The sequence below is a fragment of the Pantoea sp. Ae19-2 genome (assembly GCF_059801205.1).
Map to the genome: position 1 here is coordinate 2,982,530 of NZ_JBCHWE010000001.1, position 25,238 is coordinate 3,007,767.

Below are 25,238 nucleotides of genomic sequence, written 5' to 3' on the forward strand. Positions count from 1 at the left end.
TCCTGTTTTAGTCAAACTCCAGTTCCACCTGCTCCGATCCAATTAACGACCGCAAATCGTTGAGTAAACGATCGCTGGGCGAAATTCGCCACGCTGCACCAAAGCGTAGCTTCGCTCGCGCGTCGGCTCTCTGATAGTAGAGATGCACCGGAATTGTCCCTGAACGATGAGGTTCCAGGGACTGACGGAGTCGGTTTAATAGCTGGTCATCAATTTGCCTGTCCGTCAGCGAGATAGCAAGTCCACGGGCGTATTTTTCGCGCGCTTCGTCGATGTCCATGACTTCCCGGGCGGTCATTTTAAGCCCACCACTGAAGTCATCAAAGCTGACCTGTCCGCTGACGATCAGGATACGGTCTTTCTCCAGCAGTTGCTGGTATTTATCTAACGCATCGGTAAATAACATGACTTCGAGACGGCCGGAACGATCGTCAAGTGTACAAATACCAATTCGGTTGCCGCGTTTGGTCACCATTACACGCGCAGCAATCACCAGACCTGCCGCAACGGTAATCTTACCACGATCGGTAGGATGCATATCTTTCAAACGCATCCCGCCAACGTAACGCTCAATTTCTTTTAAATACTGATTAATAGGATGGCCGGTAAGATACAACCCAAGGGTTTCGCGTTCACCATCCAACTGCACCTGTTCCGGCCAGGGCGTCACGCTGGCATAGGACTGTTCTACCTGTTCAGGCTCGTCGGCCAGTACGCCAAACATGTCCGCCTGGCCGATCGCTTCGGCTTTCGCATGCTGATCCGCCGCCTTCAGCGCATCGTTAAGGGCGCTCATTAAGGCAGCGCGATGCGGGCCGAGACGATCAAAGGCACCTGACATGATCAGTTTTTCCATGACCCGACGGTTGATCTTTTTGGTATCGGTGCGCGCGCAGAGATCGAACAGCTCCCGGAAATAACCGCCCTCGTTACGCGCATCGATGATCGCTTCGATCGGCCCTTCACCGACGCCTTTAATGGCGCCGATGCCGTAAACGATCTCGCCCTCATCATTGACGTGGAACTGATACAGGCCCGAGTTAATATCCGGCGGCAGGACCTTTAGCCCCATGCGCCAGCACTCATCCACCAGGCCAACCACTTTTTCCGTGTTATCCATATCCGCCGTCATGACCGCAGCCATAAATTCGGCCGGATAATGCGCTTTCAGCCACAGCGTTTGATAGGACACCAGCGCATAAGCCGCAGAGTGCGATTTGTTAAAACCGTATCCGGCAAATTTCTCTACCAGATCGAAGATTTTCATCGACAGTTCGCCGTCGATGCCCATGCTTTCAGCGCCGTCTTTAAATACGGAGCGCTGCTTGGCCATCTCTTCGGGTTTCTTTTTACCCATGGCGCGACGCAGCATATCCGCTCCGCCGAGCGTATAGCCAGACAGGACCTGGGCGATCTGCATTACCTGTTCCTGATACAGGATAATGCCGTAGGTCGGCTCGAGAACCGGCTTCAGGCTTTCATGCTGCCACTGGATATCAGGATAGGAGATGGCTTCCCGACCGTGCTTACGGTCGATAAAGTTATCCACCATGCCCGACTGCAACGGGCCAGGGCGGAACAGCGCCACGAGGGCGATCATGTCTTCAAAGCAGTCAGGTTTCAGACGCTTGATCAGATCTTTCATGCCGCGCGATTCAAGCTGGAAAACCGCCGTGGTTTCCGCGCGCTGCAGCATATCAAAGCTTTTCTTGTCTTCAAGCGGAATGGTGGCGATATCGATCGGCGGCAACCCCTGCTTTTCACGGCGCGGGTTAATCATCTTCAGTGCCCAGTCGATAATGGTCAGCGTACGCAGCCCCAGGAAGTCAAACTTCACCAGGCCGGCATATTCCACATCATTTTTATCAAACTGCGTCACCGGATACTGGCCGTTTTCGTCACAGTACAGTGGCGCAAAATCGGTAATTTTGGTGGGCGCAATCACTACCCCACCCGCGTGCTTACCGGCGTTTCGCGTAACACCTTCCAGCTTGCGCGCCATATCAATTAGCGCTTTGACTTCCTCATCGGCCTCATAAATTTCCGGCAGTTGCGGCTCTGCAGCAAAGGCTTTTTCCAGCGTCATGCCCGGATCGGGCGGCACCAGCTTTGAAATACGATCGACAAAACCATAGGGATGGCCCAGAACGCGTCCCACGTCACGAATGACCGCCTTAGCCGCCATGGTGCCGAAAGTAATAATCTGAGACACCGCTTCGCGGCCGTACATGTCGGCCACGTGTTCAATCACCTGGTCACGTTTCTCCATGCAGAAATCGACGTCGAAGTCGGGCATGGAAACACGTTCTGGGTTCAGGAAACGTTCGAACAGCAGGTCGAACTCCAGCGGATCAAGGTCAGTGATCTTGAGCGCATAGGCGACTAAGGATCCCGCACCAGAACCACGGCCCGGCCCAACCGGCACGCCGTTATCTTTCGACCACTGGATAAACTCCATCACGATCAGGAAGTAGCCAGGGAACCCCATCTGGTTAATAACGTTGAGTTCCACTTCCAGACGTTCATCGTATTCCGGCCGCTTTTCGGCCCGTACGGCTTCGTCCGGAAACAGCATCGCGAGGCGCTCTTCCAGCCCCTCGCGGGATTTCATCACCAAAAAGTCTTCGGTGGTCATATCCCCTGTCGGGAACTGGGGCAGAAAGTACTCACCCAGCCGGACCGTGACGTTACAACGCTTAGCAATCTCTACGCTGTTTTCCAGCGCTTCCGGGATGTCCGCGAACAGCTCGCACATCTCCTCTTCGCTGCGCATGTATTGCTGAGGACTGTAATGACGGGGACGTTTCGGATCGTCGAGCGTGTAACCATCATGAATGGCAACACGGATCTCGTGGGCGTCGAAATCTTCTTCATTGATGAAGCAGACTTCATTCGTGGCAACAACGGGGATCCCTTCTGCAATCGCCAGCTCAACCGCCGCATGCAGATAGCTCTCCTCATCAGGACGACCGGTACGGACCAGCTCCAGGAAGTAGCGATCGGCGAAATGCTGTTGATAGAAAGCCAGGCAGTCAGACACCAGCGCGCTGTTACCTCGTAGCAGGCTGCGGCCAACATCCCCTCGACGGCCCCCGGACAGCAGAATCAGCCCTTCCTGCAGTTCGGCCAGCCAGTCGCGATCGATAATCGGGCCAGCAATACCGTAACCCCGTTGGTAAGCACGGGAAATCAGCAGTGTCAGATTCTGATAGCCGGTATTATTTGCCGCCAGCACGGTAATCTGGGTCAGTTCATCGCCCATCAACTCGCTGGCAACGTTAAAATCTGCCCCGATAATCGGTTTAACCCCTGCACCGTGCGCACCGCCGTAAAATTTCACCAGCCCGCAAAGGTTGGTGAAGTCGGTAATCGCGATGGCTGGCATACCCAGCGCAGCCGCTTTCTTGATCAACGGGCCGGTTTTCGCCAGGCCGTCGACCATGGAATAGTCGCTGTGTACGCGCAGATGTATAAAACGGGGTTCGGCCATATCAGTTTCCGGTTAAAACAGGTTCGGATTAGCGCAGCGTGGTCAGGCTGCCCGCCAGTACATCGGCATCAATCAGCGCATTACGCACCGGCGCAAAGCTGCGGCGGTGATGAGGGGTTGCACCGTACTGCATCAATTTTTCCATGTGTAACGCCGTAGGATAACCTTTATGCTGCGCAAAACCATACTGCGGAAACAACAAATCCAGCTCTGCCATTTCACGATCGCGCGTGACCTTGGCGATGATGGAGGCGGCACTGATTTCGGCGACCAGGCTGTCGCCCTTCACCACCGCCAGAGAAGGCATCGGCAACGCCGGACAGCGATTGCCGTCAATCAGCACAAAGTCTGGCGTGATGGACAGGCCAGCGACCGCGCGCTGCATCGCCAGCATAGTGGCGTGCAGGATATTAAGATTGTCGATCTCGTCCGGTTCTGCGCGCCCCAGGCTCCAGGCGAGCGCTTTCTCTTTGATTTGATCAAACAGCGCGAGACGGCGTTTTTCTGACAGTTTTTTGGAGTCTGCCAGGCCGGGAACAGGATTCGCGGGATCGAGGATCACGGCGGCGGTCACAACGGCTCCGACTAATGGCCCGCGCCCGACTTCGTCCACCCCGGCAATACAACCGGCGGCAGGATAGATAAAATCAGCCATTGGCAAGCTCCAGCACCGCATCTGCGGCTTGTTCGTCAGCGTTCCAGCGGATCTGCTGGTGCAGTTCATAAAAGGTGTTCAGCAGCGTTTCACGTTCACGACTGGCATGGAGCAACGGATCCAGCGCCGCGGCCAGCGCCTCAGGCTGACATTCATCCTGCAACAGCTCTTTGACCAGTTCGCGCCCGGCCAGCAGATTCGGCAAAGAGACGTAATCCGTTTTGACCAGTCGTTTAGCCAGCCAGAAGGTGAACGGCTTCATGCGGTAGCCAACCACCATCGGGCATTTTGCCAGCATGCACTCCAGCGCCGCCGTCCCTGAAGCCAGTAGCGCAGCATCACTTGCCACCATGGCTTCCCTGCCCTGACCATTCAGCAGGTGCATCGGCAGCTCAGGCGCGACCTCCGCTTTAATTTTTTCAAACTGTTCGCGGCGCTTAGCGTTAACCAGGGGCACGACAATTTCCAGCGCCGGATAGTGCGTACGCAGACGCTGTGCGGTTTTAAGGAAATCCGCACTCAGCATTTCGACTTCGGCACCCCGGCTGCCGGGAAGCAGTGCCAGACAGAGCGCGTGCTCGTCTATGCCAAGATGGCGGCGAGCGGCGGCTTTATCAGGCTGTAACGGCATGGCATCCGCCATGGTATGACCAATAAAGCGACAGGGAACATTGAAACGGTCGTAGAAGGCTTTTTCAAACGGCAGAAACGCCAATACCAGATCGGTATTGCGGCCGATTTTAAAGACGCGCTTTTGTCGCCAGGCCCAGACAGAGGGGCTGACGTAATGAATGGTGCGAATGCCTGCGCGTTTGAGATGGCCTTCCAGCGTGATGTTGAAATCCGGCGCATCAATACCGACAAAGACGTCAGGCTGAAGCGCGGTAAAGCGCTGCGTAAGATCGCGACGAATACTTAATAAACGCCGTAACCGCCCCAGCACCTCCACAATGCCCATCACCGCCAGCTCTTCCATCTCGTACCAGGCTTCGCAACCTTCGGCCTGCATTAGCGGACCCGCGACGCCAACAAAACGGGCATCAGGATGACGCGCTTTTAATGCCCGAATCAGGCCTGCGCCAAGGATATCGCCAGAGGTTTCTCCGGCGACCAAGGCAATCGTAAGGGGACGCGCTGACATGAATTAGCGAATTAATCCACGAGTTGAACGAGCAAAGAAATCAAAGAAAGGCTGCACTTCGCTGTGCTGCTGAGCAATCGCCTCGATTTCCGGTTTGACTTCATCCAGCGTTCTGCCGCTGCGATAAAGTAACTTGTAGGCGTTGCGGATAGCGTGCAGTGCTTCTTTGCTGAAGCCACGGCGCTTCAGGCCTTCAATGTTGATACCAAATGGCGTGGCATGGTTGCCTTGCGCAATCACATACGGAGGGACATCCTGAACAACGCCTGAACAACCGCCGATCATGACATGTGAACCAATAGTGCACCACTGATGCACCGCCGTCATGCCGCCAATGATAGCGAAATCATCCACAGTGACATGACCACCCAGGGTCGCGTTATTGGCGAAAATGCAGCGGTTACCCACCACGCAGTCATGGGCGATATGGGCATTCACCATAAACAGGTTATCGCTACCAATGGTCGTGGTGTTAATACCCTGCGCCGTACCGCGATGAATCGTCACGCTTTCACGAATACGGTTACGATCGCCAATGTCAACACGGGTAGGTTCACCCGCGTATTTCAGATCCTGATTCACTTCACCGATAGAAGCAAACTGATAGATCTGGTTGTCTTTACCGATACGCGTATGGCCGTTTACCACCACGTGTGACTTAAGGACGGTTCCCTCACCAATCTCGACATTCGCCCCGACAAAACAGAAAGGACCAATATGAACGCCGGGGCCGATAACAGCCCCGTCTTCGATAACTGAACTGGGATGGATGTTGGCGGTTGGATCAATCACGAGTTATGCCTCCCGGCTACGGGCACACATCATGGTCGCTTCACAGACGATTTTACCGTCGACAGTCGCTACGCCATTGAAGCGAGTCAGACCACGGCGGGTTTTCTCGAAGGTCACTTCCATAATCATTTGATCGCCCGGTACGACCGGACGCTTGAAACGGGCATTATCAATGCCAGCAAAATAATAAAGCTCGCCTGGCTCCAGTTTACCCACGCTTTTAAATGCCAGAATGCCGGTGGCCTGTGCCATCGCTTCCAGAATCAGAACGCCGGGAAAAATCGGTTTACCAGGGAAATGCCCCTGGAAAAACGGCTCGTTAAAGGAGACATTCTTTACGGCGCGCAGATATTTGTTTTCTTCAAAATCCAGCACGCGATCTACCAGCAGAAACGGATAACGGTGCGGCAGCAGCTCTAAAATCTCTTCAATTTGCAGAGTATGAGTTTCAGTAGTCAAAATACTCTTCCTGTCCTAAAAATCTGATGACATCAATAACGCGGCCTGCACCGATCATCATGATCGTTGGCAGGCCGCAAATAGGTTCCGTGGCGCCTGGCTTCCCTGCTTAACACTGTTATTATGAAAGCCGGTCTGTCATGGGATGGCGTCTAGTCGTCTTTGCCGACTTTCCGCTCGATTGCTTTTAAGCGTTTGCTTAGTTCATCGATATTCATCACCAACGCTGCAGTTTTGCGCCAGGTTTTGTTGGGCTGTAATGGAATGCCTGAGGAGTATACACCAGGTTCTGTTATCGGACGCATAACCATGCCCATGCCGGTTACGGTTACTTTGTCACAGATTTCCATATGGCCATTAATGACGCTGGCACCGCCAATCATACAATAACGACCAATTTTCAAACTACCCGCCATGATCACACCGCCAGCAACCGCAGTATTGTCGCCAATAACCACGTTGTGAGCAATCTGACATTGGTTATCTATGATAACACCATTGCCGATCAGAGTGTTATCCAGCGCACCACGATCGATGGTGGTACAGGCACCGATTTCGACCCGATCGCCAATGATGACCGAACCCAACTGCGGGATTTTCACCCAGTTGCCACGATCGTTAGCATAACCGAACCCATCTGAACCTATCACCGTGCCGGACTGAATCAGACAATCCTGACCAATCTGCACCTCATGGTAAACCGAGACGTTAGCCCATAAACGCGAGCCGTTGCCGATACGGGTTTTTTTGCCCACAAAACAGCCTGGGCCGATGACCACGTTGTCACCGAGTACCACGTCGGACTCAATAACGGCATTGGCGCCGATGGACACATTCTCACCCAGTCTGGCGCTGGAATCGATCACGGCGCTCGGCGCAATGTGCTGCGCAGGCTGCGGCGTCGTATCCAGTAACTGCGCCATTCGCGCATAGGTAAGATAGGGGTTTTTAACAACCAGCGCGGCGGTTTTACACCACTCCAGATCCGCTTCCGTCAGCACCACGGCTGAAGCCTGGATCAGGGCGAGCTGCTCGCGGTAACGGCTGTTGGCAAGAAACGTGATTTGACCAGTGGTGGCGGATTGCATAGAAGCAATGCCGGAGATTACGATATCGCCATCTCCGTGCAATTCTGCATCCAACTGCTGGGCTAAATCAGCCAGTCGAATTGATGACATCGATTATTTAACCTGCTTCGCAACTTCATCGGTGATGTCTTTAACATCAGAACCCGAATACAGCACAGCCTGAGAATTCAGCACCAGGTCATAGCCGCCGCTTTTGGCAACCGACTGAACAGCAGTCTGGATTTTTTCCAGCAGCTTATTACGCTCCTGAACCTGACGGGTCTGGTTGTCTTTCTCAAACGCGTCGGCTTTTGCCTGGAAAGCATTACGCTCAGAGTCAATCTGCTTCTCTTTCTTGCTGCGCTCGCTCGCCTTCATGGTTGGCGCGTTACGCTGCAGATCCTGCATTTCCTGCTGGATTTTGTCGTGCTGAGAACGGAGTTCTGCCGCGCGGCCCTGGAATTCACTCTCGAGCTGCTTGGTGATAGTCGCGCGCTGAGGTGATTTCTGGAAAACCTGGCTCAGATCCACAGTTGCGACTTTATCCGCCGCCTGTGCGCCAGCAGAAGCAGCCAATGCAACACCCAGAGTAACTGCACATAACAACTTTTTCACTATAAACTCCTTACCCTCAACATGTATGTTTGCAGCGTGGAGCATAGCAATGCCCCACGTGTGCAAGCTAATTTTTTAACATCCCTGTACAGAACATTACCAGGTTTTACCAATGTTAAACTGGAACTGCTCTGACTTATCTCCCTCAACTTTCTTAACCGGCTGGGCATAGGAGAAGACTAACGGCCCCAGCGGTGACATCCACTGTAAAGACACACCGGTCGAAACGCGAATGTTGTTCGGATCGCTGTAGTCAGGAATACCGGCCGCGCGCGTCTCCGCCGTGTTCTGCCATTTAGTATCCCAGACCGTACCCGCATCCACAAACAGCGAAGTGCGGACGGAATTCGAATATTTCTCACTCAGGAACGGTGTTGGCGTGATCAGCTCAAGGCTGGCAATCGCCATCGCGTTACCCCCGATTGCATCGCTCGACTTACAGATACCGTTCGGATCGCTCAGGTTACAGTATGACGAACCATTGTTCAGGTAAGCGGCTTTCGGACCGATGGTATTGGACTGGAACCCGCGCACGGTACTCGAACCGCCGGCGTAGAAGTTCTCATAGAACGGCATCTCTTTACCGCTAATGCCGTCACCGTAGCCCACACGACCGCGACCTAACACAACCCAGGTATGATCTTTATTGATCGGAACATACTGCTGGCTGTCCAGGGTCATTTTGTAGAACTGGTTATCTGAACCTGGAATCGTGACTTTGCCGTTCAGGTTAGTACGGTTACCTGAGGTGGCAAAGAAACCACGATCGAGCGTGTTATAGGTCCAGCCATAGTTAAAGGTGAAGTCGTCAGCAGAGAAGTCGCCGTTGCTGTTCAACTGCTGTGGCTTACCGACCGAGTCAAGATAACGCCACATCGCAACCTGTGGACGCATGTCAGACAGGTCGTTATGGACATAGCCCAGACCGACGCGCAGCGAGTTGTTCTCGTTGATTGGGAAGCCCAATGTACCGTCTGTACCGTAACTTCTGTTGGTATAGCCGGAGAGATCGGCGTTGCTGGCCTTAAAGTTGTTGTAGAACACCCGGCCGCCCAGACTCACACCGTCAACGGTAAAGTAGGGATCGGTCAGGGAGAATTCTGCATAGGTCTGGTAATCGTTTTTAGTGCCGCTAATCCCCACGGTATTACCGGTGCCGAGCCAGTTATCCTGGGTAACACCGACCTGGAAACTCACGCCACTTTCTGTACCGTAGCCGACGCCAAAGTTAAAGGTACCGGTATTGCGTTCTTTAACTTTATAGACCACGTCAACCTGGTCAGGTGAGCCGGGAACGCGCTGCGTATCCACGTCAACGGTTTCAAAATAGCCCGTACGATTCAGACGCTCTTTGCCCTGATCGACCAGGTCGCTGCCCAGCCAGGCGCCTTCCATCTGACGCATTTCACGACGCAGTACGGCATCTTTTGATGTATCGTTTCCTTCGAAGCGCACTTTACGCACGTAGTAGCGGTTACCCGCATCGACGTTGATGTGCAGCTTAACGGTTTTATCCGCATCGTTAATTTCAGGCTGTGTCACAACACGTGGATAGGCATAGCCGTAGCGACCCAGCAGTTTCTTAATGTCATCTTCCATCGACGTGACTTTCGTGCCGTTATACAGCTCGCCCGCCGGAATTTTGGTCAGATGTTCGATTTCGGCCGAATGACCCGCCATGCTGCCGTTAACGATTACGCCAGCAATCTTGTACTGATCGCCTTCGGTAATGTTCACGGTGATGTAGATGCCTTTCTTATCCGGCGTCAGGCTGACCTGGGTCGAATCAATGTTGAAACGCGCATAACCCCGATCCAGATAGAAGCTGCGCAGGGTTTCAAGGTCGCCCGCCAGTTTCTGCTTCTGGTATTTACGGTCGCCCACCACGTTCCACCACGGCACTTCGTCACGCAACTGGAAGCGGGAAATGAGCTCGTCGGAGCTAAAAGCTTTGTTACCGACGATATTGATCTGCTGAATTTTGGCAGAAACACCTTCGGTAAACACCAGTTTCAAATCGACGCGGTTACGCGGCAGCGGTGTGACTACGGCTTTAACGCTGGCGGTGTATTTGCCCACGCTGTAGTAGAAGTCTTCCAGGCCCTTCTCAATCGAAGAGATGGTGGTGCGGTCCAGCGCTTCGCCGACGCGCACGCCTGAGGCTTCAAGGTTTTGTTTGAGCTGATCGTCTTTAACCGCTTTGTTACCGCTGAAGGTAATGCTGGCGATGGTGGGACGTTCTTTGACCTGAACAATCAGCGTATTACCATCTCGCAGGACCTGAACATCCTCAAAGTTGCCAGTTGCGAACAGGGAGCGAATGGTATTTCTGACGTCATCGTCATTCACCGTATCGCCAACCCGAACTGGCATGCTCAGCAGAGCCGCGCCGACGGCGACTCGCTGCAGCCCTTCGAAATGAATGTCCTTCACCACGAAATCGTCTGCACCGTAAACGGTGGCGCTGCTAAACAGCAGCGACGCTATGAGCAACTTTTTCATCGCCATCGTTATTATGCGTTTTCCTAACACATCCCACGTAAGCTCGCGTTCCAGCGGTTACAAACGTGAGAAATCATTGAAAAGTGCAAGCCCCATTAACATCACCAGCAGTATTGAACCGATGCGGTAACTAAAGTCTTGAACTCGCTCGGACACCGGTCCCCCTTTGATCTTTTCAATCGCAAGGAAGAGCAAGTGCCCACCATCTAAAACCGGTAGCGGGAACAGGTTGATGATCCCTAAGTTGACGCTAATCAACGCCAGGAACATCAGGTAGTAAATCATTCCATACTCGGCTGACAAACCTGCACCTTGCGCAATCGAAATCGGGCCGCTCAGGTTGTTCAGCTTCACATCGCCGGTTATTAACTTGCCCAACATAGAGACGGTCAGCTTCATTAACTGCCAGGTTTTTACACTGGCTTCACCAATGGCTGAAAACGCACCATATTGTCTTACCGTTTTATACTCGTCTGGCAGCGGTACGACTCGGGGAATCACCCCCGCAAACCCTTGTGCTTTGTTCCCAGGTTTCGCTTCGGGCGTCAGGGTTAACTGCACCGCGTCACCGTTGCGATCGACCTCAAGAGCAATACTTTTTCCTGGGTTATCCCGAACCTGGGTAGCAAAAGGCTGCCACTGCGATAATAACTGACCATCGACTTTAACGATCCTGTCGCCAGCTTGCAAACCGGCTGCACTGGCAGGCGAATTCTTTTGCACTTCAGCCAGGGTCGTTTCAATCTGCGGGCCCCGGGGACGAATTCCCAGCGCGACGACAGGGTCCTGCTTATCAGGTTCGAACTGCCAGTTGCGCAAATCGACCTGTTTTTGCTGCGTCCCCTGTTCGCCAAAACGACCCACTGTTAATGTCGTGCTGGCATCACCGATTTTACCGATCAATGCCATGCGCACAGCTTCCCAGTCAGGCGTTTCGATACCGTCAATGGCCTTAAGTTCCGTCCCGGGTGTAATTTGCGCTTCTGCGGCGACCGAACCGTTCAGAATTTCACCAACTACCGGTTTAATACCCGGTACGCCGTGGATGAACACGACCCAGTAGGCAAAGATAGCAAACAGGAAATTGGCAATCGGGCCGGCAGCAATAATAGACGCGCGCTGCCAAATCGCTTTATTGTTAAACGCCTGGTGCCGAAGCTCGGCGGGAACGCTTTCTACCCGCTCGTCCAGCATTTTGACATAACCGCCAAGGGGAATGAGCGCAATCACAAATTCGGTGCCGTGACGATCGCGGCGTTGCCATAACGCCTTGCCAAAGCCGATAGAAAAGCGCTCTACTCTCACACCGCAACGCCGCGCCACCCAAAAATGGCCAAACTCATGCACGGTGATTAACACGCCCAGTGCAATGATAAATGCGGCAAAACTCCAGATTACGCTTAACATCGTCGCTTGCCCTTAAAGTGTCTGAAACACCAACAGCAATAAACAGGCAAATACCGGCACTGCTGCTGTCAGGCTGTCGATGCGGTCAAGAATACCGCCATGTCCGGGAATCAGGCTCCCGCTGTCTTTGATACCGGCCTCGCGTTTAAACATGCTTTCCGTCAGATCGCCCAGTACCGAAGCAAGGGTGGAAATCACGGCGCAGATCACCAGCGTGCCGGTGGGAACGGAAAGCGGCGCAAAACTGGCGAACAGGACGGCAATTAGCGCAGAAGAGATCAGTCCGCCCAGAAAACCTTCCCACGTTTTACCGGGCGACACTTTTGGCGCCAGCTTATGTTTGCCAAACAGTTTGCCGAACATGTAGGCACCGGAATCGGCACCCCATACCAGAAACATAACAAACAGCAGCCACCAGGCACCGGCAAAGTGATCGGCTTCGTAATGATACTGGCGGAGCGCCATCATGCCCCAGAAGAAAGGAATGACCGTTAACGCACCAAACAGCAGACGCAAGGGTCGGGAAGTCCGCCATAACGCAGCAGAGGCAGGATAGAACAGAACCAGTAACAGCGCGGCAATCCACCAGGTCATTGAGGCCCACAGCCAGCCCGCCACCTGCGGCAGGTGCGCGTTATGTTCGTAGGGAGGAAGCGTAAACAGCATCAGCGTCAGAGCCAGACCGCATATCAGCGCGAGCCAGATCCGTTGCTGACGCGATGCCATACCAGACAACTGCCCCCATTCCCAGGCGGCAAGCATACAGATAATAATCGTAATAATTGCAAAGCCAACAGGCGGTAACCAGAACAATGCAGCGATCACCAGCGGGATGAGAATCAGCGCGGTGATCAGACGAGACTTCAGCAAAGGTTACCCCCAGATTGCTCAGGCGCCGCCTGGTGCAGCGCCGCCAAAGCGTCGCTCCCGCAGAGAGAATGCATTCAGTGCACCTTCAAAAACGTGTTCATCAAAATCCGGCCAGAGCACATCAGTAAAATAGAATTCCGCATAGGCAATTTGCCACAACAGGAAGTTGCTAATCCGATGCTCTCCCCCGGTCCTTATCACTAAATCCACTGGCGCCAACTGGTTCATGCACAGTTGCGACGTCAGGCTCTCTTCGGTTATCTGATCAGGGCGTAACAAGCCTTCCTGAACCTGTTCAGCCAACTTTTTAACGCCTTCGATAATATCCCATCGCCCGCCGTAGTTCGCAGCAATGTTTAGCGTGAGTCGATCGTTATTCTCCGTCAGCGCTTCTGCCCGACGGACACGTTCCTGAATGCGGGGGCTGAAGCGGCTGATATCGCCAATGATGCGTAAGCGAACATTATGCTTGTGCAGGCTTTTCACTTCACTGTCCAGCGCCCAGACAAACAGCTCCATCAAGGCAGTGACTTCCTGCGCAGGACGGCTCCAGTTTTCGCTACTAAAGGCGTAAAGCGTTAATGCTTCAAGATTATTACTGACGGCAAAGCTAACGGCGCGACGTACTGATTTCACGCCCGCTTTATGACCGGAGATACGCAGTTTTCCCTGGTTCTTAGCCCAACGGCCATTGCCATCCATAATGATAGCGACGTGGCGTGGACCGGTTCCCTGTTGGTCATCGGTGTTGTTGTGATTTTCAGACGACATAACGCGTAATCAATTCCTTTCATCAGAAATGCTGTGGTTTCTGAATACATTGCGCCCGGTACAAATCCCGGCACTGTCTGCCAGGCCACACCCAATTTGGTGACAGACCGTTAAACGCGAGCCAGCGACTATAACATTTTCACCTGAAGCGAACAAATAGCCTCAACGCAATCGTTGTTATGCCGTGAAGCGTGGCAACATTTCGGTCGCAGCGGCGCGTGCCATACGATCGATTTCGATGACAGCGTCCACTGAATCCGGTTCCTGGCCGTGCTGCGATGACAGCACTGCGCTGTTTAACGCTGCGATATCGGTAAAACGAATTCGCTGATTCAGGAACGCCGCCACGGCGATCTCATTGGCAGCATTAAGCGTGGTGGTGGCCGCCTGCCCGGCCTCGCAGGCATCAATTGCCAGTTTAAGACAGGGGTAACGGCCAAAATCAGGTTCTGAGAACGTCAGCGCCGACATGCGGGTAAAGTCCAGCGGTGTGACCCCAGCGTGAATACGCGCTGGCCAGGCCATACTGTGGGCGATAGGGGTTCGCATGTCAGGTGAACCTAACTGTGCCAGCACGCTGCCATCGCAGTAACGCACCATGGAGTGGATCACCGATTGGGGGTGCAAAATCACTTCCATCTGCGCGGCACTGGCGTTGAACAGCCAACGAGCTTCAATGTATTCAAGACCTTTATTCATCATGGTGGCCGAATCAACCGAGATTTTACGCCCCATTGACCAGTTCGGATGTGCACAAGCCTGATCTGGCGACATATTGCGCAGATCCGCTAAATTTGTGTCACGAAAAGGGCCACCCGATCCCGTAAGAATAATCGACTCAATGCCGTTATTCTGCAGGTCAGCGTAACCTAACTGATGCTGGATGGTAGCGGGCAAACTCTGAAAAATCGCATTGTGCTCGCTGTCTACCGGCAACAGCTGCGCCTTATGCTGGCGCACTGCCTCCATAAATAAACGGCCGCACGTCACCAGGGATTCTTTATTCGCCAGCAGGACGGTTTTACCCGCGCGAATCGCTGCCAATGTGGGCAGTAAACCGGAGGCGCCCACAATCGCCGCCATCACCTGGTCAACCTCATCCAGCGCGGCCAGTTCACAGGCTGCCTGAACGCCGGAGAGCACTTCAGTCTTCACCTTCAATGCTCTCAGTCGCTCACGTAGCGCAGCAGCGGCTTCTTCGTCTGCCATCGCCGCATAGCGGGGTTGGAACTGTACGCACTGCTCAGCCATCAGGGCCACGTTTTTACCGGCAACCAGCGCCGTGATCTGATAGCGCGTAGGATTGGCACTGACGACTGCCAGCGTGCTGGTGCCTATCGAACCGGTTGAACCGAGCAGAGTTAATCGCTTCATAATGCTGTCCATGTAGAGGTGAAAGCGTGGGGCACAATGTAAAACGCCGCCAGAGGTGACATTCTGTCAGAATGCCTCTCTGTACGGCGTTTTGGTCGGCGATGATGGAATCAGAAGTCCATCAACTCCGCTTCTTTTTCGGCCAGTGCCGCATCAACTTTCTTGATGTGCGCATCGGTCATTTTCTGGATTTCGTCCTGCGAACGACGTTCGTCGTCTTCGCTGATTTCTTTATCTTTCAGCAACGCTTTGATTTTATCGTTGGCGTCGCGACGAACGTTACGTACAGACACACGTCCCTGCTCGGCTTCACCGCGTACGATTTTAATCAGATCTTTACGACGCTCTTCCGTCAGCGCAGGGAGCGGAACACGAATGTCCGAACCCGCTGAGTTTGGATTGAGGCCAAGATCGGACGCCATAATCGCTTTTTCAACGGCCGGGCCGAGAGAGCGATCAAACACGTTGATTTTCAGCGTGCGGGAGTCTTCAACGGTAACGGAAGCCAGCTGACGCAGTGGCGTCGGCGTACCGTAATATTCAACGATAATGCCGTCGAGCAGAGAAGGTGAAGCACGGCCTGTGCGTACCTTGCTGATAGTGGTTTTGAATGCCTCGACGCATTTGTCCATGCGCGTATCAGCATCTTTTTTAATGTCGTTAATCACGTTAAAACCCTTGGATTCGGTTTGACCTGGCCAGTTCCGGCATCACCGGAAGCGGGATCGATAATCATCGATAATCCTGACTGGTGCACGGCTAAACATTACCGCACTGACAGAATATACCTTATTTTATCTCGCCTCGGGTATTAATGCGTAATCAGGGTACCTTCTTTTTCACCCATCACTACGCGACGCAATGCGCCAGGTTTGTTCATATTGAAAACGCGGATTGGCAGTTTGTGATCGCGCGCCAGCGTAAACGCGGCGAGATCCATCACTTTAAGCTCTTGATCCAGCACTTCCGCATAAGTCAGTTTTTCATACAGCGTTGCGTCAGGGTGCTTCACCGGGTCGGCCGAGTAAACACCGTCAACTTTCGTGGCTTTCAGCACCACATCCGCTTCGATTTCAATGCCACGCAGACAGGCGGCTGAATCCGTCGTGAAGAAAGGATTGCCCGTACCCGCAGAAAAGATAACCACACGGTTATTACGTAACAGGCTGATGGCTTCTGCCCAGCTGTAGTTATCGCAAACGCCGTTGAGGGGAATCGCGGACATCAGACGGGCATTGACGTACGCGCGGTGCAGTGCATCACGCATCGCCAGGCCGTTCATTACCGTAGCAAGCATCCCCATGTGGTCACCCACAACGCGGTTCATGCCCGCCTGCGCCAGGCCGGCTCCGCGGAACAGGTTACCGCCGCCAATCACAACGCCCACCTGGATACCCAGCTCGACCAGTTCTTTGACTTCCTGAGCCATGCGGTCAAGCACGCTCGCGTCGATACCAAAACCCTCTGCACCTTGAAGTGCTTCGCCACTGAGTTTTAGCAGGATACGTTGATAAACAGGTTTTGCGTTGGTCGCCATGGTCAATTCGTCCTGGAAGATATGATGAATAAGAAGTAATTCCGATCAATCATCCGCTTAGAGCAAAAGAATTACTATTGGGATGAAACTGAAAACGTATCTTTTGCCTGTGGCAGACAAAAAAGAACCGCCATCTGGCGGTTCTTTCAGATCATTAAGACTGTTTGGACATTGCTGCAACTTCAGCAGCAAAATCAGTCTCAACTTTTTCGATGCCTTCGCCCACTTCAAAGCGGATGAAGTTGATCACGTCAGCGCCCTGCTCTTTCAGCGCCTGGCCAACGGTTTTGCTTGGATCGATAACGAATGCCTGACCGGTCAGAGAGACTTCACCGGTGAATTTCTTCATACGGCCTTCAACCATCTTCTCTGCGATCTCTTTTGGCTTACCAGACTGCATCGCGATGTCCAGCTGAACCTGGTATTCTTTATCAACCACTTCCGCAGAAACGTCTTCTGGCTTAACAAACTCAGGTTTGCTTGCCGCAACGTGCATTGCGATCTGTTTGATCAGATCTTCGTTAGCGCCTTTGGCAGAAACCAGAACGCCGATACGTGCGCCGTGCAGGTAGCTGCCCAGTTCTTCGCCTTCCAGAAGAGCAACGCGACGAATGTTGATGTTCTCGCCGATTTTAGCAACCAGGGCAACACGTTCTTCTTCGAACTGTGCTTTCAGCACTTCAACGTCGGTGATGCGGTCAGCCGCAGCAGCGTCAAGAACTTTATCAGCAAACGCCTGGAAACCGCCGTCTTTTGCTACGAAGTCAGTCTGGCAGTTCACTTCCAGAATCACACCGTAGTTACCAACGATTTTGGTTTTGATTACGCCATCAGCAGCAACGTTACCCGCTTTTTTCGCTGCTTTAATTGCGCCAGACTTACGCATGTTTTCAATCGCCAGCTCGATGTCGCCGCTCGCTTCAGTCAGCGCTTTTTTGCAGTCCATCATGCCTGCGCCAGTACGCTCACGCAGTTCTTTTACCAATGCAGCGGTAATTTCAGCCATTCCAGAATCCTCGGTTCGTACCTGAGCACAAGTGCATCAGAAGGTACTTATTTGCGGAAAATTTACTCTGTCCCGCCGTACTGAACAGGGGCGTAACAGACTTGGATAAAATAAAGGGGCCATGTTTGGCCCCTTACAGATCACATCTGAATGCTAAGGGCTCTTATGCAGAGCAAACCTTAATTAAGCGTTTTCTAAAGACGCTTCTTCAGCCTGCTCAGCCAGATCCTGAGAGCGGCCTTCGCGAACGGTGGTCGCAACGGCAGTCAGGTACAGGTTGATAGCACGGATCGCATCGTCGTTACCTGGGATAACGTAATCAACGCCATCTGGATCAGAGTTAGTATCAACGATAGCAAATACTGGGATACCCAGGTTGTTTGCTTCTTTGATTGCGATGTGTTCGTGGTCAGCATCGACAACAAACAGTGCATCCGGCAAACCGCCCATGTCTTTGATACCGCCCAGGCTGTTTTCCAGCTTGGCCAGTTCACGAGCGCGCATCAGCGCTTCTTTCTTGGTCAGTTTGTCGAAAGTGCCGTCCTGAGACTGCGTCTCAAGCTCTTTCAGACGTTTGATAGACTGACGAACGGTTTTCCAGTTGGTCAGCATGCCACCCAACCAGCGGTGGTTTACGAAGAACTGGTCGCAGCTCAGTGCAGACTCTTTGATCGCTTCGGCAGCAGCGCGCTTAGTACCAACGAACAGAATCTTACCTTTACGGGAAGAGATTTTGGTCAACTCAGCCAGAGCGTCGTTGAACATTGGTACAGTTTTCTCAAGGTTGATGATGTGAACTTTGTTACGCGCACCGAAAATGAATGGCTTCATTTTTGGGCACCAGTAACGGGTCTGGTGACCGAAGTGAACACCAGCCTTGAGCATATCGCGCATGGAAACAGTTGCCATGATTACTACCTCTAGTTTAATTGGGGTTGGGCCTCCATGTATCCCATACAACCGACCTCTTTCAAGGCACCCCGGCGTATGTGTCGATACATGTGTGTTTTATTACACATAGTGAGATTATTGCGTTTCCCGCAGACTTTAACGGCCATACAGAGAATCGTCGGCGCGCTTTATACCACAATCACGCTTTGGACGCCAATAAATGTTCGCTTACGGCCTGTGGCGCGTTCTCTGTTTGGCAGCCCTTTTGGCTTGCTGTTAACATGAGAGCACAGCATTCATTATCGCTGAAAATTTCAGCAGCAGCGGAATAATTTAATGGCAATCTCAATTAAAACCCCCGAAGAAATCGAAAAAATGCGCGTCGCTGGCCGCCTCGCCGCCGAAGTGTTAGAAATGATCGAACCCCATGTACAGCCTGGCGTAACCACGGGTGAACTGGATCGTCTCTGCCACGAACACATTACGCAGCATCAGCAGGCGATTTCTGCCTGCCTGGGTTACCACGGTTTTCCGAAATCCGTCTGCATCTCGGTAAATGAAGTGGTCTGTCACGGTATTCCGAGCGACGATCGTCCGTTGAAAGATGGCGACATCGTTAACATCGACGTGACCGTGATTAAAGACGAGTACCACGGCGATACCTCGAAAATGTTTATCGTCGGCAAGCCGACGATCCAGGGTGAGCGCCTGTGCCGCGTGACTCAGGAAAGCCTTTATTTATCACTGCGTCTGGTGAAGCCGGGTATTCGCCTGCGCGAGCTGGGCCGCGCTATCCAGAAATATGTTGAAGCGAATGACTTCTCAGTGGTGCGTGAATACTGCGGTCATGGCATCGGCAAGGGCTTTCATGAAGAGCCACAGGTTCTGCACTACGATGCAGACGACAGCGGTGTCGTCCTGCAGGCCGGCATGACCTTTACCGTGGAACCGATGGTGAACGCCGGTGATTATCGCATTCGTACCATGAAAGACGGCTGGACGGTGAAAACCAAAGATCGCAGCTTGTCGGCGCAGTACGAGCATACTATTGTGGTGACGGATAACGGCTGTGAGATTTTAACCCTGCGTAAAGACGACACCCTTCCCGCGGTGTTAGTTAACCAGGCGTAATTCCTCCCCTGATAAAAGGCCGGCGCTCTGCCGGTTTTTTTATGCTTACTGATGAGAACGCTGCATGAGCCTGTCGCAAGAAGTGAAAAACGGTCTGAATGATTCGCCTGGCGAGTGGCAGGACGATCAGCTATCACGTGAAATACTCAAGCAGCGCCTGGAGTGCTTTCAACAGCACCTGGCGGCGGCCTTTGATAGCGGTGAGGCGGCAGAGAATCTGATTCATGCCCGAACCCTGTTTATCGATCGCCTTCTGCGTCGCCTGTGGCGTTACTTTGGCTTCGACAGGATGAAATCCATCGCTCTGGTTGCTGTCGGGGGTTATGGTCGGGGTGAGCTTCACCCGCTTTCCGATATTGACATATTGATTCTCAGCCGCCAGCCGCTTAACGAAGAGGCCGCCCAAAGCGCCAGCGCGCTGCTGACGCTGATGTGGGATCTCAAACTGGAAGTGGGCCACAGCGTGCGTAGCCTTGAAGAATGCCTGCTGGAAGGCCTATCCGACCTGACGGTGGCGACCAACCTGATTGAAGCGCGGATGCTGGCCGGTGATGTCGCGCTGTTCCTCGAACTGCAGAAAAATGTCTTTAGCGATGGCTTCTGGCCGTCGTCCCGCTTTTTTGCCGCCAAAATTGAAGAGCAACAAGAGCGTCATACGCGCTATCACGGTACCAGCTACAACCTGGAACCGGATATTAAAAGTAGCCCGGGCGGTTTACGTGATATTCATACGTTACAGTGGGTTGCGCGACGGCACTTTGGCGCGACAACGCTCGACGAGATGGTGGGCTTTGGCTTTCTGACCGACGCCGAACGCGCCGAACTGAATGAATGCCAGGCCTTTCTCTGGCGGATTCGGTTTGCGCTGCATCTGTTGCTGCCGCGTTACGACAACCGCCTACTGTTCGATCGCCAGCTTAGCGTTGCCCAGCGCCTTCAGTATCAGGGCGAAGGCAACGAGCCGGTTGAACGCATGATGAAGGATTTTTATCGCGTCACGCGTCGTATCAGCGAACTGAACCAGATGCTGCTGCAGTTGTTCGATGAAGCCATTCTGGCCCTCTCTACCAATGAAAAACCCTGCGCTATTGATGATGACTTTCAGCTACGGGGTAACCTGATCGATCTGCGCGATGAAACGCTGTTTGATCGGGAGCCTCAGGCGATAATGCGCATGTTTTACGTCATGGTACGCAATGACAATATCAAAGGGATCTATTCGACCACGCTGCGCCGCCTGCGCCACACACGTCGCCACCTTAAGCAGCCGCTCTGTCAGTTGCCTGAAGCACGCCGTCTGTTTATGTCGATCCTGCGTCATCCCGGTGCGGTCAGTCGTGCATTAGTCCCGATGCATCGCCATAGCGTACTCTGGGCCTATACGCCGCTCTGGGGTCAGATCGTTGGGCAGATGCAGTTTGACCTGTTCCACGCCTATACCGTGGATGAGCACACCATTCGGGTTCTTCAGAAGCTGGAAAGTTTTGCCAACGAAGCGACGCGTCCACAACATCCTTTATGCGTTGAACTCTGGCCGCGCCTGCCTCAGCAAGAGTTACTGCTGATGGCGGCGCTGCTGCATGACATTGCGAAAGGACGTAACGGCGATCACTCTGTTCTTGGCGCGCAGGATGCGCTGGAGTTCGCCGAGATGCACGGCCTTAACTCGCGTGAAACGCAGCTTGTCGCATGGCTGGTACGGCATCATCTGTTAATGTCCGTGACCGCGCAGCGTCGTGATATTCAGGACCCCACGGTGATTCAGCAGTTCGCCGAGGTCATGCAGAACGAAAACCGACTGCGTTATCTGGTGTGCCTGACGGTGGCTGATATCTGCGCCACCAATGAGAGCCTGTGGAACAGCTGGAAGCAAAGTCTGCTGCGAGAGTTGTTCTTCGCCACCGAAAAACAGCTGCGTCGCGGCATGGAAAACAGTCCGGATCTGCGGGAACGCGTACGTCATCACCGCCTGCAGGCGCTGGCGCTGCTGCGTATGGACAACATCAATGAAGAGCGGTTACATCACATCTGGAATCGCTGTCGCGCCGACTATTTTCTGCGCCATACGCCCAACCAGATTGCCTGGCATGCCCGCCACTTGCTGGGGCACGATCTTAATCAACCGCTGGTGCTGGTCAGCCCGCAGGCAACGCGTGGCGGGACCGAAATTTTTATCTGGAGTCCCGATCGCCCGCACCTGTTCGCCGCCGTGGCAGGAGAGCTGGATCGTCGCAACCTCAGCGTGCACGATGCGCAAATTTTTACCAGCCGCGATGGCATGGCGATGGATACCTTTATTGTACTGGAGCCGGATGGCAGTCCCCTGTCGCCCGATCGTCATGCGATGATCATTCAGGCGCTGGAGCAGGCGATAACCCAGAGAGAGTGGGTGCCACCGCGCACCCGCCGTCAGGCCGCCAGGCTTAAGCACTTTAGCGTGGATACCGAAGTGAATTTCCTGCCAACTCACACCGATCGCCGCAGTTATCTGGAGCTGGTAGCCCTGGATCAGCCCGGTTTACTGGCGCGCGTGGGGGAAGTGTTTGCCGATCTCGGCGTCTCTCTGCATGGTGCGCGCATCAGCACCATTGGCGAGCGCGTGGAAGATTTGTTTATTTTAGCCAATAGCGAACGCAAGGCACTGGATGAGGAAATGCGTCAGACGTTGCAACAACGGTTGACAGAAGCCCTTAATCCAAACGATAAAGTGTGACCCGCTTCAATTTGTGAACATCAACTTTTTACCCGTGCCGGTCACTGGCTGGCACCACAAATGACAGATCAGGAAAAAATATGCAACAGTTACAGAGTGTTATTGAATCTGCCTTCGAACGTCGCGCTGACATCACCCCGACCAGTGTGGATACTGAAACCCGCGAGGCGATTAATCAGGTTATCGCCAAACTGGACAGTGGTGAACTGCGCGTTTCTGAAAAAATCGACGGCGAATGGGTAACGCATCAGTGGCTGAAAAAAGCCGTTCTGCTCTCTTTCCGCATTAATGACAATCAGGTGATGGAAGGGGCTGAAACCCGTTTTTACGACAAAGTGCCAATGAAGTTTGCCGACTGGGACGATGCGCGCTTCAAAGAAGCCGGCTTCCGCGTGGTGCCGCCCGCTGCCGTTCGCAAAGGGGCTTTTATTGCGCGCAACACGGTTCTGATGCCTTCCTACGTGAACATCGGCGCCTTTGTGGACGAAGGCACAATGGTTGATACCTGGGCAACCGTCGGTTCCTGTGCACAGATTGGTAAAAACGTACATTTATCCGGTGGTGTAGGAATCGGTGGCGTACTCGAGCCGCTGCAGGCCAACCCCACCATCATTGAAGATAACTGCTTTATTGGCGCACGTTCTGAAATCGTTGAAGGCGTGATCGTTGAAGAAGGCTCCGTGATTTCAATGGGTGTTTATATCGGTCAGAGCACCAAAATTTATGACCGCGAAACCGGCGAAATCCACTACGGTCGCGTGCCTGCCGGCTCGGTCGTGGTATCCGGTAACCTGCCGTCTAAAGATGGCAGCTACAGCCTTTACTGCGCAGTCATTGTGAAAAAAGTTGATGCGAAAACGCTGGCGAAAACCGGCATCAATGAACTGCTGCGTACGATCGACTAATCTGTCGGACGGGCTGTACGGCAGCCCGTCATCTTTTGTTTACAGCTGTTACGGGTAATGTTGTTTTTCTACACGAACCAACAGGTGCGTTTACTTTTCATCCAGGTCATAATTCGCGCCAGTTAAATCCTGTTGCGCACTGATTCATGTTATTTATGTCTATAGTCATTAAGTCATGAACAATTCTGCGCGCCTATCATTTGGTGGAAAATAATTATGTATGACAATATTAAGAGCTTAGGCATTAGTAACCCTGACGATATCGATCGCTACAGCCTGCGTCAGGAAGCGAATAACGATATTTTGAAAATTTATTTCCGCAAAGATAAAGGTGAATTTTTCGCCAAAAGCGTGAAATTTAAATATCCTCGCCAGCGCAAGACCGTCGTTGCTGATAACGCGTCACAAGGCTATCGCGAAGTGCAGGAAATCAGCCCGAACCTGCGTTATGTGATCGATGAACTGGACCAGATCTGCCAGCGCGATCAGGTGGAAGTCGATCTGAAACGTAAAATCCTTGATGATCTGCGTCATCTTGAAGGCGTCGTTTCCCATAAAATCGCCGAAATTGAATCCGATCTGGAAAAACTGACCCGCAGCGGCCGTTAATTATTTCAGATTTACATCAGGCCAGCCGCATTAAGTGTGATTCACTTGACGCGTCTGGCCTTTTTTATTGGCAATCTGCGCGGCTATCGCCTGAGTAACACCACATCACGTAGCACCTCTGCTGAGCCGGTACGCCATTCAGGACGATCAATCCAGGATTGGTAACGTTCTGACTTAAGTGTGACGTCAGCCAACAGCAGTAAGGGGATTAACCGCTCGCTTTGGCGTTCGCGGGTTTTCCACGGCCAGCGGCGTGATGGATCGCTAAAGGGCGCCATATAATCCAGCGCCGCCAGTAGCGAGCCACCCTGCTTGTTTTGATAGTGCCAGAGATCGTCCAGCCCACGCTGAGAAGCTAACGCCGCGATAGCGGTTAGCGCCTGCAAATTAAAGACGCTGTAATGAAAGGAGCGGGTTCGCGCCAGCTCAAGTGGCTGAGTCCCCTCTTTCTGTATTTGCCCATCAATTTTTCGTTTGGCCAGTGCCGACATATCAGCGATCACCCTGTTTTTGCCCAGGTAAGCGGCAATACCGGCAACCTGTACGCTGTACCAGCTGCCATGATTATTTGGGGCATCCCGCTCCTGTTGCGCCAGCTGGCTGGTCTGCAGCCAGCTAAGATAGTCACTGAACCAGCGATGTAACGCCGCCTCGTCGCTGTCGCGCCAGCCGGGTGACTGGCGCAACAGCACCAGCGCATCAACAATGCGGGTCGCAAAATAGCGCCCATCCAGTACGCCATCATGACGGCCAGGCGTCCTGCCTGGAATCCCCTGGGCATAATTCAGGTTTGGATTCATACGGCTGGCAGGATCGATAAACCAGTGGCGGATCATCGATTGTGCTTTGCTGGCATAGCGTGCATCGCCAGAAAAGAACCAGGCCAGCGAGAGTGTCTGTACATCTGCGCTAAAGCGCGCCAGCCGCACGCCGTCGGTTTGGTTATTTTTCGTGTCGGGATTAATCTCACCATCCCGACGAATCCAGGGCAACCCCGTTTTCTGCTTTCCGTCCGGCCACCAGTAGGCGCTCAGGCTCAGATAGTCATGCCGCGATCCGCTGGGCGGCATCAGCCCCTTATCCATCACGCTGGGATCGGGCTGGCTGAGCGCCTTTTCTGCCTGATGTTGCAGCTGACGCCAGGCCTGTTCCGTCAGTGTGCTCGCCTGATGATTCTGCAAAGCCTGCCGGGTATTCATCAGGGCATCAGTAGAGAGAAAAATCAGGCTGTCAGGCCGTGCCTGGCAGGTAAACGTAACGATTAGCAGGCAAAGTATGGCGGGCAATATACGCATCGGGCGTC

General features: G+C 53.3%; 21 protein-coding genes. 4 read left to right on the top strand and 17 right to left on the bottom strand.

Features of this window, described 5'->3' with window-relative positions; genetic code table 11:
- Positions 1-7: 7 nt before the first annotated feature.
- From dnaE to rpsB, 16 genes are all read right to left on the bottom strand, one after another.
- Complete coding sequence (dnaE, locus tag AAIE03_RS13900; protein WP_014592968.1) at positions 8-3,490, bottom strand: DNA polymerase III subunit alpha; 3,483 nt, start codon at positions 3,488-3,490, stop codon at positions 8-10.
- A gap of 28 nt (positions 3,491-3,518) precedes the next feature.
- Positions 3,519-4,145 carry a ribonuclease HII gene (rnhB, locus tag AAIE03_RS13905; RefSeq protein ID WP_498563046.1) on the bottom strand — a complete coding sequence of 209 codons (627 nt, stop codon included), beginning with the start codon at positions 4,143-4,145 and terminating at the stop codon, positions 3,519-3,521.
- On the bottom strand, positions 4,138-5,286 hold the full coding sequence (gene lpxB, locus AAIE03_RS13910) for a lipid-A-disaccharide synthase (protein WP_064352842.1): 1,149 nt from the start codon (positions 5,284-5,286) through the stop codon (positions 4,138-4,140). The genes rnhB and lpxB overlap by 8 nt, the downstream gene beginning before the upstream one ends.
- A gap of 3 nt (positions 5,287-5,289) precedes the next feature.
- Positions 5,290-6,078 (bottom strand): acyl-ACP--UDP-N-acetylglucosamine O-acyltransferase, encoded by a 789-nt coding sequence (gene lpxA / locus AAIE03_RS13915; protein WP_019106447.1) that lies wholly within the window; start codon positions 6,076-6,078, stop codon positions 5,290-5,292.
- A 3-nt stretch (positions 6,079-6,081) separates the two neighbouring features.
- Entirely contained in the window at positions 6,082-6,537 is a 456-nt protein-coding gene (gene fabZ / locus AAIE03_RS13920; RefSeq protein WP_006117769.1) for a 3-hydroxyacyl-ACP dehydratase FabZ, read from the bottom strand.
- Between the two features lie 152 nt (positions 6,538-6,689).
- Positions 6,690-7,715, bottom strand: a complete 1,026-nt coding sequence (gene lpxD / locus AAIE03_RS13925) for a UDP-3-O-(3-hydroxymyristoyl)glucosamine N-acyltransferase (protein WP_013024695.1) — start codon at positions 7,713-7,715, stop codon at positions 6,690-6,692.
- 3 nt (positions 7,716-7,718) lie between these two features.
- Positions 7,719-8,219, bottom strand: a complete 501-nt coding sequence (locus tag AAIE03_RS13930) for an OmpH family outer membrane protein (RefSeq protein WP_014606549.1) — start codon at positions 8,217-8,219, stop codon at positions 7,719-7,721.
- A gap of 96 nt (positions 8,220-8,315) precedes the next feature.
- Positions 8,316-10,727: an outer membrane protein assembly factor BamA gene (gene bamA, locus AAIE03_RS13935; protein WP_014592965.1), complete on the bottom strand. Its 2,412-nt coding sequence runs from the start codon at positions 10,725-10,727 to the stop codon at positions 8,316-8,318.
- A gap of 51 nt (positions 10,728-10,778) precedes the next feature.
- On the bottom strand, positions 10,779-12,128 hold the full coding sequence (rseP, locus tag AAIE03_RS13940; RefSeq protein WP_072404440.1) for a sigma E protease regulator RseP: 1,350 nt from the start codon (positions 12,126-12,128) through the stop codon (positions 10,779-10,781).
- Positions 12,129-12,140: 12 nt separating this feature from the next.
- Positions 12,141-12,998 (bottom strand): phosphatidate cytidylyltransferase, encoded by an 858-nt coding sequence (gene cdsA, locus AAIE03_RS13945; RefSeq protein ID WP_498563047.1) that lies wholly within the window; start codon positions 12,996-12,998, stop codon positions 12,141-12,143.
- Positions 12,999-13,016: 18 nt separating this feature from the next.
- Positions 13,017-13,769, bottom strand: a complete 753-nt coding sequence (gene ispU / locus AAIE03_RS13950; RefSeq protein WP_013024690.1) for a (2E,6E)-farnesyl-diphosphate-specific ditrans,polycis-undecaprenyl-diphosphate synthase — start codon at positions 13,767-13,769, stop codon at positions 13,017-13,019.
- A 177-nt stretch (positions 13,770-13,946) separates the two neighbouring features.
- Complete coding sequence (ispC, locus tag AAIE03_RS13955; protein ID WP_105077142.1) at positions 13,947-15,143, bottom strand: 1-deoxy-D-xylulose-5-phosphate reductoisomerase; 1,197 nt, start codon at positions 15,141-15,143, stop codon at positions 13,947-13,949.
- Between the two features lie 110 nt (positions 15,144-15,253).
- Positions 15,254-15,811 (bottom strand): ribosome recycling factor, encoded by a 558-nt coding sequence (frr, locus tag AAIE03_RS13960; protein WP_013024688.1) that lies wholly within the window; start codon positions 15,809-15,811, stop codon positions 15,254-15,256.
- Positions 15,812-15,954: 143 nt separating this feature from the next.
- Positions 15,955-16,680, bottom strand: coding sequence for a UMP kinase (gene pyrH / locus AAIE03_RS13965; RefSeq protein ID WP_006117760.1), 726 nt, complete (start codon positions 16,678-16,680; stop codon positions 15,955-15,957).
- Between the two features lie 154 nt (positions 16,681-16,834).
- Positions 16,835-17,686, bottom strand: a complete 852-nt coding sequence (tsf, locus tag AAIE03_RS13970; RefSeq protein ID WP_013024686.1) for a translation elongation factor Ts — start codon at positions 17,684-17,686, stop codon at positions 16,835-16,837.
- Positions 17,687-17,869: 183 nt separating this feature from the next.
- Complete coding sequence (rpsB, locus tag AAIE03_RS13975) at positions 17,870-18,595, bottom strand: 30S ribosomal protein S2 (RefSeq protein ID WP_014592960.1); 726 nt, start codon at positions 18,593-18,595, stop codon at positions 17,870-17,872.
- Between the two features lie 318 nt (positions 18,596-18,913).
- Here rpsB and map point away from each other — a divergent pair, with 318 nt between their 5' ends.
- The 4 genes from map (at position 18,914) to AAIE03_RS13995 (ending at position 23,935) form a co-directional block, all read left to right on the top strand.
- Complete coding sequence (gene map, locus AAIE03_RS13980) at positions 18,914-19,708, top strand: type I methionyl aminopeptidase (protein ID WP_013024684.1); 795 nt, start codon at positions 18,914-18,916, stop codon at positions 19,706-19,708.
- A 64-nt stretch (positions 19,709-19,772) separates the two neighbouring features.
- Complete coding sequence (glnD, locus tag AAIE03_RS13985) at positions 19,773-22,421, top strand: bifunctional uridylyltransferase/uridylyl-removing protein GlnD (RefSeq protein WP_015700925.1); 2,649 nt, start codon at positions 19,773-19,775, stop codon at positions 22,419-22,421.
- 80 nt (positions 22,422-22,501) lie between these two features.
- Complete coding sequence (dapD, locus tag AAIE03_RS13990; protein WP_014592957.1) at positions 22,502-23,326, top strand: 2,3,4,5-tetrahydropyridine-2,6-dicarboxylate N-succinyltransferase; 825 nt, start codon at positions 22,502-22,504, stop codon at positions 23,324-23,326.
- A 216-nt stretch (positions 23,327-23,542) separates the two neighbouring features.
- Positions 23,543-23,935, top strand: a complete 393-nt coding sequence (locus AAIE03_RS13995; protein WP_006117754.1) for a DUF3461 family protein — start codon at positions 23,543-23,545, stop codon at positions 23,933-23,935.
- Positions 23,936-24,018: 83 nt separating this feature from the next.
- Here the strand turns inward: AAIE03_RS13995 and AAIE03_RS14000 are convergent, their stop codons facing one another.
- Complete coding sequence (locus AAIE03_RS14000) at positions 24,019-25,230, bottom strand: alginate lyase family protein (RefSeq protein ID WP_019106444.1); 1,212 nt, start codon at positions 25,228-25,230, stop codon at positions 24,019-24,021.
- Positions 25,231-25,238: the final 8 nt, after the last annotated feature.